11 protein-coding genes, 1 tRNA gene and 1 pseudogene are annotated in these 14,365 nt (G+C 36.4%); 12 read left to right on the top strand and 1 reads right to left on the bottom strand.

The features are described from left to right. Positions 1-64 precede the first annotated feature (64 nt). The 7 genes from QM460_RS00240 (at position 65) to QM460_RS00270 (ending at position 6,447) form a co-directional block, all read left to right on the top strand. Positions 65-1,399: an Nramp family divalent metal transporter gene (locus QM460_RS00240; RefSeq protein ID WP_414288737.1), complete on the top strand. Its 1,335-nt coding sequence runs from the start codon at positions 65-67 to the stop codon at positions 1,397-1,399. A 465-nt stretch (positions 1,400-1,864) separates the two neighbouring features. After that, positions 1,865-2,197 carry a LytTR family transcriptional regulator DNA-binding domain-containing protein gene (locus tag QM460_RS00245; RefSeq protein ID WP_414288739.1) on the top strand — a complete coding sequence of 111 codons (333 nt, stop codon included), beginning with the start codon at positions 1,865-1,867 and terminating at the stop codon, positions 2,195-2,197. 10 nt (positions 2,198-2,207) lie between these two features. Further along, positions 2,208-2,948 (top strand): response regulator transcription factor, encoded by a 741-nt coding sequence (locus QM460_RS00250; RefSeq protein ID WP_049509271.1) that lies wholly within the window; start codon positions 2,208-2,210, stop codon positions 2,946-2,948. 10 nt (positions 2,949-2,958) lie between these two features. Next, positions 2,959-4,284: a GHKL domain-containing protein gene (locus tag QM460_RS00255; RefSeq protein WP_414288741.1), complete on the top strand. Its 1,326-nt coding sequence runs from the start codon at positions 2,959-2,961 to the stop codon at positions 4,282-4,284. 267 nt (positions 4,285-4,551) lie between these two features. After that, positions 4,552-4,752, top strand: a complete 201-nt coding sequence (locus QM460_RS00260; RefSeq protein WP_414288743.1) for a ComC/BlpC family peptide pheromone/bacteriocin — start codon at positions 4,552-4,554, stop codon at positions 4,750-4,752. A 663-nt stretch (positions 4,753-5,415) separates the two neighbouring features. Next, on the top strand, positions 5,416-5,712 hold the full coding sequence (locus tag QM460_RS00265) for a bacteriocin immunity protein (RefSeq protein ID WP_414288745.1): 297 nt from the start codon (positions 5,416-5,418) through the stop codon (positions 5,710-5,712). A gap of 417 nt (positions 5,713-6,129) precedes the next feature. After that, positions 6,130-6,447, top strand: a complete 318-nt coding sequence (locus QM460_RS00270; protein WP_414288747.1) for a hypothetical protein — start codon at positions 6,130-6,132, stop codon at positions 6,445-6,447. Between the two features lie 270 nt (positions 6,448-6,717). Here the strand turns inward: QM460_RS00270 and QM460_RS00275 are convergent. Further along, positions 6,718-6,805 (bottom strand) — tRNA-Ser (locus tag QM460_RS00275). Between the two features lie 160 nt (positions 6,806-6,965). On the opposite strand from QM460_RS00275, the gene QM460_RS00280 reads away from it, so the two are divergent. From QM460_RS00280 to QM460_RS00300, 5 genes and pseudogenes are all read left to right on the top strand, one after another. Beyond that, the gene (locus QM460_RS00280) at positions 6,966-7,706 is read left to right on the top strand and encodes a DeoR/GlpR family DNA-binding transcription regulator (protein WP_414288749.1); all 741 of its coding nucleotides are present in this window, start codon (positions 6,966-6,968) and stop codon (positions 7,704-7,706) included. Further along, entirely contained in the window at positions 7,703-8,614 is a 912-nt protein-coding gene (pfkB, locus tag QM460_RS00285; protein WP_414288750.1) for a 1-phosphofructokinase, read from the top strand. The genes QM460_RS00280 and pfkB overlap by 4 nt, the downstream gene beginning before the upstream one ends. Beyond that, the gene (locus QM460_RS00290) at positions 8,611-10,566 is read left to right on the top strand and encodes a fructose-specific PTS transporter subunit EIIC (RefSeq protein WP_414288752.1); all 1,956 of its coding nucleotides are present in this window, start codon (positions 8,611-8,613) and stop codon (positions 10,564-10,566) included. Before pfkB ends, QM460_RS00290 begins: the two co-directional genes overlap by 4 nt. A gap of 267 nt (positions 10,567-10,833) precedes the next feature. After that, positions 10,834-11,622, top strand: a pseudogene (locus tag QM460_RS00295) (HEAT repeat domain-containing protein). Positions 11,623-11,752: 130 nt separating this feature from the next. Continuing rightward, positions 11,753-14,083 carry a DNA translocase FtsK gene (locus QM460_RS00300; RefSeq protein WP_414288753.1) on the top strand — a complete coding sequence of 777 codons (2,331 nt, stop codon included), beginning with the start codon at positions 11,753-11,755 and terminating at the stop codon, positions 14,081-14,083. Positions 14,084-14,365 lie beyond the last annotated feature (282 nt).

Raw genomic sequence — 14,365 nt, forward strand, 5'->3', positions numbered from 1 at the left:
GTCAATCTTATTTTTCTCTAATAGAAAATAATGAAAAAGTAGGTTTAGAAAGAGGTAAGTATCTATGTCTTCTCATAAAAAAGTGTCACTCTCTGAGATTAATCAATCTATCGATACTCCAAATAACAATCATTTCTGGCAAAATTTAAAGGCCTTTTTAGGTCCGGGTGCTCTTGTCGCAGTTGGTTATATGGATCCAGGAAACTGGATTACCAGTGTAGTCGGTGGTGCTTCCTATAAGTATAGTCTCTTGTTTGTTATCTTGATTTCATCTCTCATTGCCATGCAACTTCAGCAGATGGCAGGAAAGCTTGGTATTGTAACCCAGATGGACCTGGCTCAAGCAACGGCTCATCATTCACCTAAATGGCTTCGTTATAGTCTATGGGTGATTTTAGAATTAGCCTTGATGGCGACAGATCTGGCAGAAGTTCTAGGTTCAGCGATTGCTCTCAATCTTCTCTTTAAGATTCCGATTATGATAGCCATCCTTTTGACGGTTCTAGATGTCTTTCTCTTATTGCTTTTGATGAAATTTGGCTTTAAGAAGATTGAAGCTATTGTGACAACACTGATTTTAACGATTTTAGCAATCTTTACTTATCTGGTAGCTTTGTCACATCCAAGCTTCCAAGGAATCGTTGAGGGTTATCTACCGAATGCAACCTTATTTGAAAGTCCTTTGCCAGGGCATGAAAGTCAATTAACCTTGGCGTTAGGTATCGTGGGTGCGACAGTGATGCCCCATAACCTCTATTTGCATTCTTCCTTGTCTCAAACTCGGAAAATCAATCACAAGGACAAGAATGATGTTCGAAAAGCCGTGCGCTTTATGATCTGGGATTCAAATCTTCAACTGTCCTTGGCCTTTATTGTTAACTCCCTTCTTTTAATCTTAGGTGCGGCCCTCTTTTTCGGACATGCATCTGAGATTTCTGCCTTTTCTCAAATGTATAACGCCCTGCAGGATTCTACTATTGCAGGAGCTATAGCTAGCTCAACCTTATCAACCTTGTTTGCCTTGGCTTTATTAGCCAGTGGTCAGAATTCGACTATCACAGGTACCTTGACAGGACAAATCGTTATGGAAGGTTTCTTGCATATGCGATTGCCTCAGTGGTTCATTCGTTTGGCGACTCGTCTCTTTGCCTTACTGCCTGTTATGATAGTAGCGGTTCTGTTTGGTCATCAAGAAAAAACCTTGGATCAGTTATTGGTTTATTCACAGGTCTTTCTTTCAATCGCTCTTCCATTTTCAATCTTCCCTTTGATTTATCTAACTTCTAAGAAATCACTGATGGGAGAATTTACCAATGCCAAGTGGAATACCATCCTTGGTTATATCGTTTCCATTATCTTGACCATCCTCAATGTGAAATTGCTGTTTGATATTTTTTAAGATCTTTTAACATGAAGTAGAAAAAAATCACCCGAGAGTTGAATTCACTGGATTCCAAAAAGTTAGACAAAGAATATACAAAAGGGATTTCGTCCTGTAATGTACAGGGTGAAGTCCTTTTTTAAATGTTAAAAATTGTGATTTTATGATAATATAGGTAGAGAATTTGTATTTGTAAGTAATTTTATATCTTAGGAAATTTTTTATTTTCCTCACTGTTTTTACAAAATAATAAGGCAAATTTATTGATATAAAATATAATCTAAAAATTGAATTGGTTTCATAGTATTCCTCTCCAAAGCAAGGAGAGTATTTTATAGGAATATTAAAGTTATTTATTTTCTCATGAAATGTAAAAATAGTCTACATTTTTACCAATCAAGACATTATAAAAACCATTGAAGATTTACAACAATTTAGTTTCCATAGTTTTGATAAGATAAGAGTAATAGAAGGAGGCTAAATATGAAAGACTACATTTTATATCAAGATAGAGCTATCGTAAAGGTACCACTCTCTAAAATTTATTATGTTACAACTCACCCAACAAAAGCTCATGCTGTTCTTTTTGTAACAGCCGAAGGGAATTTTGAAGCTTCAACCTCACTATCTAAAATTGAAGCAGAAAGTACAGAAGAACTTATTAGATGCCATAGAAAGTTTCTTGTGAATAAAGATAAAATAGCAGGATTTAATCATGAGACAAGAACGATTATGTTTTTGGATGATAGAGTATCAGACATCTCTTGTTCTAGAAGACACTTTACAATATTAAAAAATCAGTGGAAAAATATATAGGAGTGAAGTAGTGAATATTTTTATACTAGAAGATAATTTTTTACAACAGACTAGAATTGAAAGTATTGTCAAAAAAATTTTGGTGGATAATAAGATTGAGTATAGGCATTTTGAGGTTTATGGAAAACCTCAACAGCTTTTAGAGGACATTTCAGAGAGAGGAAATCACCAATTATTTTTACTTGATATTGAAATAAAAGATGATGACAAAAGAGGATTAGACGTTGCTAGAGAAATTAGAAAACTTGATTCTCAAGCAGTGATTGCTTTTGTAACATCACATTCTGAGTTTATGCCCATATCTTTTGAATATTTAGTATCAGCTATTGATTTCATTGATAAAGAATTACCTGAACCATTATTTATCAAACGAATTGAAAATGTTATTTCAAGTGTTAGTGATAAACAAGGAAGAACAGTATCTGAGGATTCTTTTGTATTTACAGGATCCAAAGCTCAAATTCAAGTCCCTTTTAAAGATTTATTATATATTGAGACATCAACAATCGCTCATAAGTTGACGCTCTATTCCAAACGTGACATAGTTGAATTCTATGGACAATTGTCAGATATTCTTAAACAGGAACCACGCTTATTTCAATGTCATAGATCGTTTATCGTAAATCCTTATAATATATCTTCAATTGATAAAGAAAATCGGATAGTTCATTTTCAGAACGGGTCCTCTTGTATTGTCTCTAGGTTAAAAATACGTTCACTCATGAAAACTGTCGAAAGCCTTCATGACTAAGGAGATTTAGATGATATTTTTTCTAGATATTATAGGAACTTTTCTAATGTTATGTATCCATGCTAGGGTTGTAGGTGAGAGATTAAACCTGAAAAAAGTAGTAATATCCATTATTCTGTTCTATCTTTCAATATTACTATTTATTGTTGTATTTGAATCAACAGAATTTTATTTTTATGGGTCATTATTGAGTTATCCCACTTTTTTTATTCTATATACTTTGTCCATTGGTGAATTAAGGAGTAAGGTTTCTTTATTACTTTTTTACTCATTATTTCCACTTGGATTTTGGGATGTCATCAAAAATTTTTTAGGTTACTTTGTAATTGCTAAAATTCCAATATTGCAAAGCCTATATGAAACTAATTTTGGAATAATGATTTTCTCTTTATTAGCTAAAATTATTGTGCTATTCCTTATTAGTATCTTTCAATATAATTTTAGTCATTTAAAAATAAAGAACCTAGATAGAAAGACAAAATTTATCTTAATTACTGCGGATATCTTAATGTTAGTTTATTTTATCTTGCCACCTTATATGAACTACATTGACAAAGTAAGCTGGGATAGAATGTTAGGTTATAAAGAATTATTGACAGCAGTTTACTTTTTATTGTTTATTTGTTTTGTTAATCTCTTGGATAGAAAATTACTTCAAGAATTACAGGAGAAAGTCGTTTTACAAAAAGAAATTCAATTGCAAAATCTTAGTAATTATAGTCAACAAGTTGAAGGGTTGTATCAAGAAATTAGAAGCTTTAGACATGATTATGCTAATATTTTGTCCAGCTTAAAAATAGGTATAGATCAAAAAGATATTAATCTAGTTTCTCAAGTTTATGATAGTGTTTTAAAAAATTCTGGTGAAAAATTAAAAGGTAAGCGTTTTGATGTGGCACATCTAAGAAATATCAAGGATTTGGCGCTGAAGAGTTTATTATTATCTAAGTTATCGGAGGCCCAAAACTTATCTGTTCCAGTTTCTCTGGAGATTAGTGAACAGTTCTCTATAAAAAATATGGAACAAATTGACTTCTTAACAATTACTTCTATCTTGTTAGATAATGCTATAGAGTCCGCAGCAGAAGGAGGAATAGCAGTTTGTTTTCTTGAGGATACAGAATGGAATAAATTAGTCATGATTGTTAAAAATTCTACTTTAGAAAGAGAGATAGAATTGAGAGATATATTCAAGCGTGACAATTCTTCAAAAGGAGTAGGTCGGGGTATAGGTTTGGCCAATGTTCGGAGAATTTTAAAATCTTATCCAAATGTATGTTTGAAAACTACAAGTAAAAATCATGTCTTTACTCAGATTTTGGAAATAGAACTTTAAATGAGCGACCACTTGTTATGGCTTTCTAATTATTTTTGTTATTTAAATAATCGAGTATGACATAAGAAATGGTATATTGGTGGTTTGAAAATTAGTTAATACCATTTTATTAACGGAATGTTTTTAATCTTGAATGTTCACAAATCATGAAAAATTACGTTTCATGATGAAAATCGTACATTTTAAGATATTGCTGTAAAATTGTTGTTTGTTCTGATACACTAAATATATCAAAATTGCAATCCGCCAAAAGTAATAATTATTAATATGTTGGTATTCCTCAGGGCAACAAAAACAACGAGTCAATTTGATGTTTTGGATACCGAAATGCTGTCTAGCATTGAGGGAGAAACTGATTGGGGAGTAGTAGGAAGAGGAGCTGTCTATGGAACAGTTATCGGAGTTTCTATGTGTACGGCAGGAGTTTTGTCGGGTGCATTTCAGGCGAGACAATCTTGTATTTTATGAGTAACCTCAAGTTTACTTGATTTGTGCAGCAGGGGACGATTGTAGGTGGCTATTTAGTTTATGAATTGAGACTCCCAAAATAGTTTAAAAAAAGAAGAGGTGTTAATATGTCAAACGAAACTATGGTTCAACTTATACTCATTGCAATTTGTTGTGTGTACATTATTTTTAACACTAAGCCTGATAGAAATCCAAAGAGAGGATATCGTACAGCTTTGTACCTTTTCGTTATGGCTGGTATTATTTCCTATATTATGAAATATCAAAATTGGTTAGATTTTTTCTTATTAGTGACTCCGATAATGTGTCTGTTTCAATTTGAAGATAAGTGGAGTTAGCAACATTTGACACTTCATTAGATCATTAGCTCTTTTAATATTAATTTATTCTAAAAAGTTTTGAGCATGTTACATAAGAGGCTGAACACCCCCCACTTCTAACTATCAAACAAACGAGTATGCCATAGTTGGAGATACTCGTTTTCTTATGTCATGGTTTATAATTAAAATAAAATGAATGCTTACAAATCATGAAAAAATACGTTTCGTGATGAAAATCGTACATTTAAAGACCTAGCGGTAAAAATTTCTTTTGTTCTGCTATACTGAACTTGTCAAGGTTACAATCTGACAAAAAATATCTATTATATAGGAGGTATTCATAATGAAAAAGCAAGAGACATTAAATCTTATTGATAACATATTATTAACTGATGAAGTTTCTCATGATGTTCAATTAAAAAAAATATTTTTGAATGGACAAACCTCAATAAAAAATGATGAATTTGGAGCAATAGGTAGATTAAGTAATGACTTGTCTATTTATTTGATGACTCATCAATATCTGGCGCCGAAAAATGTGATAGAATTTGCTAGCTTGATTGCAAAGATACCTCATCAAGAGAGAGGTAAAGGAGCCTTCTTAAATATGCTCGCTATAACATTTGCTAATTTAAAGTAAGTTGAAGAATTTATCTATCATGTCAAATTGAGGATATTATATTTACTATCAAGGATATTAAAAAGATATTTCATAATGAAAAACTTACATTTAAAGATTCTGAGGAAATCAATTTTTTGTTGTACTTATATTAAGATCATCAAAATGCTGATTCAATCAATAATATTACATTGGAGGTGTTTATCATGAATACAAAGTAATGGAAGAATTCAGAGTGTTTAATTTAAAGTAGAAGAAAAAATTTCATAAGGCTATTGTGAACTATTTTGATATTATGCAGAAAATAGTAATCATGATACGCAATTAAATGGGAATTTTGAAAATAGAATTTATAGTAACTGACGTTGCATCACGATGGCTGTTATAAGAGCAGATGGTGGTGCTTATAGATTGAGATAGTAATGAAAGTGTATTAAGATGAATCAACAATTTAGAACTCAATGTCTAGATGCAATCGTAAAATTTGAATATAGTTTTAAAGAAATGAACTTACCTCAACAACAATACTTCCATGCTTACAGTCTGGTTAGTAAAATAGTCTCTGAAATGAAATTAGAAGGGGTTGCATTTGCTCAAGCTTTTAGATATTTTTATGAATTTTTTAGTCGTGAGTTATTTCCAGGTGGTATTGTTTTATCTGAACAAGCTCGTAAAGATTTTAGTAGAGTATCAGATTTGGCGAATTCTGCGGAGTTACTAAGAACAATCCATAGTCCTATTAAAATATTTTGGTAAATATAGAATGGACTATAATAGTATTTATTGCAACTAAAATAATTATATATTTCAAGTTGATTTTAAATTAATTATTTACTAAACTTTTCAAAGTTGTAGGATGATTATAAAAAACGCATAATATCAAGTGTTCACATACATTGATACTATGCGTTTTTTAATGCAAAGATTTACTGGATTATTTTTTAGTCAAGCAACTTTTGCAATCATAATCTTAGATAAAAAATCCATTTTAAAAAGCTGCATGAAGATGCAGCTACACTATAGCAACGGAAGACATGGGATTCGAACCCACGCACGCTTTCACACGCCTACCGCGTTTCCAACACGGCCTCTTAAGCCTCTTGAGTAATCTTCCAATACTTACTAAAATAGTTTATCATAAAGGGAATTATCTTGCAAATAAAATTCAAACAATTGGCAAAATGATAGAAAATGAAAGAAAGTGACAAAAAGTGCTTGACTTTGATTTTTTTGTGGTAGAATGATTATTGTAATCGTTAACAGGAGGTGAGTAAGTGCTAAAAACCGAGAGAAAAAAATTGATTTTAGAGGAGCTGGGCAAACATAAAGTCGTTTCTCTAGAGAAATTAGTAGGTTTGTTAGACACGTCAGAATCAACGGTTAGACGAGATTTAGATGAATTGGAATCGGAAAATAAACTTCGCCGAGTTCATGGAGGAGCAGAGTTGCCTCACTCCTTGCAAGAAGAAGAAACCATTCAAGAAAAATCTGTCAAAAACCTTCAAGAGAAAAAATTGATTGCGCAGAAAGCAGCTTCCCTCATCAAAGAAAAAGATGTTATCTTTGTGGATGCAGGAAGTACGACAGCCTTTCTCATTAAGGAATTGGAGCGAAAAGACATTACTGTTGTAACCAACTCCATTCACCATGCGGTCCAATTAGTGGATAAGCAAATCCCAACAGTTATTATTGGCGGTGGGGTTAAGATGACGACTGATGCCAGCATCGGTGGTGTCGCGCTTAATCAGATTAACCAATTACACTTTGACCGTGCCTTTATCGGAATGAATGGTGTGGACGAAGGTTATTATACAACTCCAGATATGGAGGAGGGAGCTGTCAAGCGTGCTATCTTAGAAAATGCCAAACAAACTTATATTTTGGCGGATTCATCCAAGATAGGTCAGTCTTGTTTCGCTAAGGTTGCGCCTATAAAAAGAGCTATTGTCATTACAAGCAAGGGTCACGAACTCTTGCCAGCTATCAAAGAAAAAACGGAGGTTATCGAAGTATGATTTATACAGTCACGCTAAATCCATCTATTGACTACATTGTCCGTCTGGATAAAGTGGAAGTTGGTAGTGTTAATCGTATGGATAGTGATGATAAGTTTGCTGGTGGTAAGGGAATCAATGTTAGCCGTGTCTTGAAACGCTTGGATATTCCAAATACAGCGACTGGATTTATTGGAGGTTTTACTGGTAAATTTATCACAGATACTTTAGCTGAAGAACAAATTGAAACGCGATTTGTTCAAGTAGCAGAAGATACGCGTATCAACGTCAAGATTAAAGCGGATCAAGAAACTGAAATCAACGGAACTGGTCCTACTGTTGAGCTAGAACAGCTTGAAGAATTAAAAGCTATTCTTTCAAGTCTAACAGCAGAAGATACAGTGGTATTTGCTGGTTCAAGTGCTAAAAACTTAGGCAATGTCATCTATAAGGATTTGATTGCCTTGACTCGTCAAACGGGTGCTCAAGTAGTCTGTGACTTTGAAGGTCAGACCTTAATCGATAGTTTGGATTATCAACCACTTTTGGTCAAACCAAACAATCATGAACTTGGAGCTATCTTTGGAGTGAAACTCGAAAGCTTAGATGAGATTGAAAAATACGCTCGAGAGTTGCTGGCTAAAGGTGCTCAAAACGTTATCATCTCTATGGCTGGTGACGGTGCCCTTCTGGTAACATCAGAGGGAGCCTACTTTGCTAAACCGATCAAGGGAACAGTGAAAAACTCAGTTGGTGCTGGTGACTCTATGGTTGCTGGATTTACTGGTGAGTTTGTCAAATCAAAAGACGCAGTAGAAGCCTTCAAATGGGGAGTGGCTTGTGGAACAGCAACTACCTTCTCTGATGACTTGGCAACTGCAGCATTTATTAAAGAAATTTATGAAAAAGTTGAGGTAGAAAAAAGATGAAAATTCAGGATTTATTGAGAAAAGATGTCATGTTGCTTGATTTACAAGCAACTGAAAAAACAGCAGCTATCGAAGAAATGATTCATAGCTTGGTTGAACACGGATACGTGACAGATTTTGAAAGCTTTAAAGAAGGAATCTTAGCGCGTGAAGCTTTGACTTCTACAGGTTTGGGTGATGGTATTGCAATGCCACACAGCAAAAATGCTACTGTAAAGGAAGCAACTGTTCTATTTGCTAAGTCAAACAAGGGTGTTGACTACGAAAGTTTAGATGGACAACCAACTGACCTCTTCTTTATGATTGCTGCTCCAGAAGGTGCCAATGATACTCACTTGGCTGCCTTGGCAGAATTGTCTCAATACTTGATGAAAGACGGCTTTGCTGACAAACTTCGTCAAGTAACATCAGCTGATCAAGTTATTGACCTCTTTAACCAAGCTTCAGAAAAAGCTCAAGAGCCAGTACAAGCTCCTGCGAATGAATCTGGTGACTTTATCGTAGCAGTTACAGCTTGTACAACAGGAATTGCCCACACATACATGGCACAAGAAGCTCTTCAAAAAGTAGCCGCGGAAATGGGTGTCGGTATCAAGGTTGAAACCAATGGTGCTAGCGGTGTTGGCAACAAATTGACAGCAGAAGATATTCGTAAGGCTAAAGCCGTAATAATCGCTGCAGATAAGGCAGTTGAAATGGATCGTTTCGATGGCAAACCATTGGTAAATCGTCCAGTAGCAGATGGTATTCGTAAGACAGAAGAGTTGATCAACTTGGCTTTTTCTGGAAATGCTGAAGTTTATCATGCTGCTAACGGAGCAAAAGCTTCAACAGCGTCTAATGAAAAACAAAGTATCGGTGGTGCTTTCTACAAACACTTGATGAGTGGTGTATCTCAAATGTTGCCATTCGTTATCGGTGGTGGTATCATGATTGCCCTAGCCTTCTTGATTGATGGTGCAATGGGTGTGCCAAATGATAGCCTTGGAAATCTTGGTTCTTACCATGAACTCGCTTCTATGTTCATGAAAATCGGTGGCGCAGCCTTTGGTTTGATGCTTCCAGTATTTGCAGGATATGTTGCCTACTCAATCGCTGAAAAACCAGGTTTGGTAGCAGGTTTCGTAGCTGGAGCTATTGCCAAAGAAGGTTTTGCCTTTGGTAAAATCCCTTATGCTCAAGGTGGTGAAGCAACTTCAGCCCTTGCAGGTGTATCATCAGGTTTCCTAGGAGCTCTTGTTGGTGGATTTATCGCAGGTGCCTTGGTACTCTTAGTTAAAAAATACGTGAAAGTTCCTCGTTCGCTTGAAGGTGCTAAATCAATCCTTCTCTTGCCACTTCTTGGAACAGTCTTGACAGGATTTGTCATGCTTGCTGTTAACATCCCAATGGCAGCAATCAACACTGCTATGAACGACTTCCTTGGCGGTCTTGGAGGCGGTTCAGCTGTCCTTCTTGGTATCGTTCTTGGAGGTATGATGGCTGTCGATATGGGTGGACCTGTCAATAAAGCAGCTTATGTCTTTGGTACTGGTACTCTTGCAGCAACAGTGTCAACAGGTGGTTCAGTAGCCATGGCAGCAGTTATGGCTGGAGGAATGGTTCCACCACTTGCGATCTTCGTCGCAACTCTTCTCTTTAAAGATAAATTCACAAAAGAAGAACGCAACTCAGGTTTGACTAACATCGTTATGGGCTTGTCATTCATCACTGAAGGAGCGATTCCATTTGGTGCGGCTGACCCAGCTCGTGCGATTCCAAGCTTTATCCTTGGTTCAGCAGTGGCAGGTGGACTTGTTGGTCTTGCAGGTATCAAACTGATGGCACCTCACGGAGGAATCTTCGTTATCGCCCTTACAACAAATGCCCTTCTTTACCTTGTCTTTGTCTTGATTGGAGCACTTGTTAGTGGTGTAGTTTATGGTTACCTTCGTAAACCTTTAGAAAAATAATTACAAATACATTCAAATGACTGAACACGAAAGTGGGCAGTCATTTTTTGATAATGGAGTTAGAGAGACCGGTCTCTAAAGTGATATAATAGAGGTAAATCGTAGAGAATTTAATACTCAATGAAAATCAAAGAGCAAACTAGGAAGCTAGCCGCAAGCTGTACTTGAGTACGGTAAGGCGACGCTGACGTGGTTTGAAGAGATTTTCGAAGAGTATAAATGACAGAATGCTAAAGTTCTACAAACACCTTTGAGGAGATAAGTGTCATGAGTGATTCTAGAAAAGAAGAAATCGACAAACTAGTGAAAGAAAAGATCTCTCACCAAAATCTTACAAAAGAAGAGTTGCAAGAGACCTATGCCAGCTTGGTGGAGGAGAATTTTCCTGATTCTAAACGAATTCATTTTATAGCTGATTTAGGTAGGAGCCCAGAAATTGCCTTTCATTTTGAGCTCATTTGCAACGATTGGGAGGAAGGAACTTACCTGAATTTTGAAGCGAGTTTTGACCAGCATGGGCAGGCGGGAATCGATTATCTTTTAGAAACTCTCAATCAAGAGGAAGTGGAGAGTCAACGCGTTTTGATTGTATATCTTCTAGCGAAAATCCTCTCCAAAGCAAGACATAGAGATTTTTATGCGTTTTCTTGCAAGCAAGTACTTCCTGTTCTAATATCTCTTTTACCTAGTTCAGAAGCTTCGAATCGTTGAAAGCTAATCATTGCCCTAGGTTGGATTGGTTCAATAGGTGAGATAGAAATCTTAGGACAACATCTCTTGACTGACCAAGATGCTCTTTGTCGTGCCTGGTCTGCCAGTAGTCTAATGCAATTATCTTTTCATCAAGTAAAAAAAGAAATCTTAATGGAAAAAACGAAGGATTTGTTTTGTGAAGCAATTACAGAAGAAAAGGACTTTCGGGCTTGTGCTCTGATGATAGAAGCAGCTCAAGTTTTATTTGGGAAAAAATGGATACCTACATCTGCTGTAGAGAAGTTGGAAATCGAAAAGATTGAGAAGGCAAGAAAATCAGCAATTAGATTTTTGAAGAAGTAGTGAGACAAGGTTGTTGAAAAATCATATAGAATAGAAAATTCAGAAATATCAACGAAAGATGATTGTGTCTAGTAGATGCAGTCATTTTTTGATTTCTCTAGATGTTTCTGAAATATGGTATAATAGAAGCATGGCAAACAAAAATACAAGTAAAACAAGACGGAGACCGTCAAAAGTTGAATTAGAAAGAAAGCAAGCTATCCAACGGATGTTAATTTCCTTAGTCATAGCTTTTTGCTTAATGTTCGCTGCTCTGAGATTAGGAGCAGTGGGTCTCACCCTCTATAATCTCATTCGTCTATTAGTAGGAAGTCTGGCCTATCTGGTCATTGTTGTCGTTCTAATCTATCTTTTTTTCTTCAAATGGATTCGTAAGCAAGAAGGTCTGATCTCAGGTTTTCTTTGCATTTTTTCAGGCTTGTTGTTGATTTTTGAAGCTTATCTTGTATGGAAATATGGCTTAGAGCAGGCTGTCTTTAAGGGAACTTTAGCCCAAGTTTTGACAGATTTGACAGGTTTTCGTGTGACTAGCTTTGCTGGAGGAGGGCTTCTAGGTGTTGCCCTTTATATTCCAGTCGCCTTTCTCTTTTCAAATATTGGTACTTACTTTATCGGAGCTATCTTAATCTTGATCGGTGCTCTTCTAGTTAGTCCCTGGTCTGTCTATGATGTCGCTGATTTCCTTGGAGCACGTTTTTCGCTTTGGATGGAGAGACGTGAGCAGAAGAAACAGGAACGTTTTGTCAAACGAGAAGAAGAAAAAGCTCGTAAGGAAGCAGAGGAACAGGAAAGACTTGAGAAAGAGCAGGCAGAGCAAGCCTTGTTGGACATACCTCCTGTTGATATGGAAACTGGCGAGATTTTAGAAGCTCCCCCTGTTCACTTTGATGATTTACCACCTCTTCTAGAGGAAGAATGGGTAGAACCTGAAATTATTCTCCCTCAAGCAGACTATGAAGTTCCTAGCGAAGTTGACATTCCAGAAGAGGATGAGTTCTTAGAGGATGAGGATGTTGAGGTAGATTTTTCTGCTAAAAAAGCTTTAGAGTACAAACTTCCAAGCTTGCAACTTTTTGCACCCGATAAGCCAAAAGACCAGTCCAAGGAAAAGAAAATCGTTCGCGAAAACATCAAGATTTTGGAAGAAACCTTTGCAAGTTTTGGTATCAAGGTAACGGTTGAACGTGCTGAAATTGGTCCATCCGTTACCAAGTACGAAGTCAAGCCAGCCGTTGGTGTGCGGGTCAATCGTATTTCCAATCTAGCAGATGACTTGGCTCTGGCCTTGGCTGCGAAAGATGTCCGTATCGAAGCTCCAATTCCAGGGAAATCCTTGGTCGGGATTGAAGTGCCTAACTCTGAAATTGCGACCGTATCTTTCCGGGAACTCTGGGAACAATCGCAAACTAAACCTGAAAATCTCCTAGAAATTCCTCTTGGGAAAGCAGTTAACGGAACAGCTCGTAGTTTCGACCTTGCTAAAATGCCTCACTTACTTGTGGCTGGATCGACCGGTTCTGGTAAATCTGTTGCAGTCAATGGTATTATTGCAAGTATTCTCATGAAGGCTCGACCAGATCAAGTCAAGTTTATGATGGTGGATCCGAAGATGGTTGAGTTGTCAGTCTATAATGATATTCCTCACCTCTTGATTCCAGTTGTGACGAACCCTCGTAAGGCCAGCAAGGCCCTTCAAAAAGTCGTAGATGAGATGGAAAACCGTTATGAACTCTTTGCTAAAATTGGGGTTCGTAATATTGCTGGTTTCAATGCTAAGGTGGAGGAATTCAACGCTCAATCTGAGTACAAACAAGTACCTCTTCCTTTAATTGTCGTGATTGTGGACGAGTTAGCTGACCTTATGATGGTGGCCAGCAAAGAAGTAGAAGATGCCATTATCCGACTCGGACAAAAGGCGCGTGCAGCTGGTATTCACATGATTCTTGCAACCCAACGTCCTTCAGTGGATGTTATTTCTGGTCTGATTAAGGCCAATGTACCGTCTCGTGTAGCCTTTGCTGTTTCTTCAGGAACGGATTCACGTACGATTTTGGATGAAAATGGTGCGGAAAAATTGCTTGGTCGAGGGGATATGCTCTTCAAACCAATCGATGAAAACCACCCTGTTCGTCTGCAAGGCTCCTTTATCTCGGATGATGATGTTGAGCGTATTGTTAGCTTTATCAAGGCTCAAGCAGATGCTGATTATGATGAAAGCTTTGATCCCGGAGAGGTTTCTGAGACAGAAGGTGAGTCTGGCACAGGAGATGAAGGTGGAGATCCGCTATTTGAAGAAGCTAAGGCTCTGGTCATTGAAACTCAAAAAGCAAGTGCTTCCATGATTCAGCGTCGATTATCAGTTGGTTTTAACCGAGCAACTCGCTTGATGGAAGAATTAGAGATGGCTGGAGTTATCGGACCTGCAGAAGGAACGAAGCCGCGAAAGGTTTTACAACAATAAAAAACGAAAAAATAGTATAAAAATGCATGGAAACTTTATTGAAAAGTTAGTCAAAAATGGTCTAACTTTTTAGATAGAGTTTCCTTTTTTATAGCGATTTCTTTAGAAATAAGGCCATCTGAAAATCGTTTCAGACTTGCCAACTAATTGGATTTTACTTTTACTAGTTTTACCTATTAAAGTATTGATTTTTTAAACTGTTTTTGATATATTAAGTTGGTATAGAAAAAATTATATGTTTATCCAGAAGTGTTTAAAAATTGAGGAGGATATTTTTTTAAA

This window comes from Streptococcus infantis (assembly GCF_047464415.1).
In the GTDB taxonomy this organism is placed as follows: domain Bacteria; phylum Bacillota; class Bacilli; order Lactobacillales; family Streptococcaceae; genus Streptococcus; species Streptococcus infantis_AE.

Bases quoted from the DNA above. Each gene is read 5' to 3' on its own strand.
- QM460_RS00240 (WP_414288737.1), top strand. From the start codon at position 65: ATGTCTTCTCATAAAAAAGTGTCACTCTCTGAGATTAATCAATCTATC.
- QM460_RS00245 (WP_414288739.1), top strand. From the start codon at position 1,865: ATGAAAGACTACATTTTATATCAAGATAGAGCTATCGTAAAGGTACCA.
- QM460_RS00255 (WP_414288741.1), top strand. From the start codon at position 2,959: ATGATATTTTTTCTAGATATTATAGGAACTTTTCTAATGTTATGTATC.
- QM460_RS00260 (WP_414288743.1), top strand. From the start codon at position 4,552: ATGTTGGTATTCCTCAGGGCAACAAAAACAACGAGTCAATTTGATGTT.
- QM460_RS00265 (WP_414288745.1), top strand. From the start codon at position 5,416: ATGAAAAAGCAAGAGACATTAAATCTTATTGATAACATATTATTAACT.
- QM460_RS00270 (WP_414288747.1), top strand. From the start codon at position 6,130: ATGAATCAACAATTTAGAACTCAATGTCTAGATGCAATCGTAAAATTT.
- pfkB (WP_414288750.1), top strand. From the start codon at position 7,703: ATGATTTATACAGTCACGCTAAATCCATCTATTGACTACATTGTCCGT.
- QM460_RS00290 (WP_414288752.1), top strand. From the start codon at position 8,611: ATGAAAATTCAGGATTTATTGAGAAAAGATGTCATGTTGCTTGATTTA.
- QM460_RS00300 (WP_414288753.1), top strand. From the start codon at position 11,753: ATGGCAAACAAAAATACAAGTAAAACAAGACGGAGACCGTCAAAAGTT.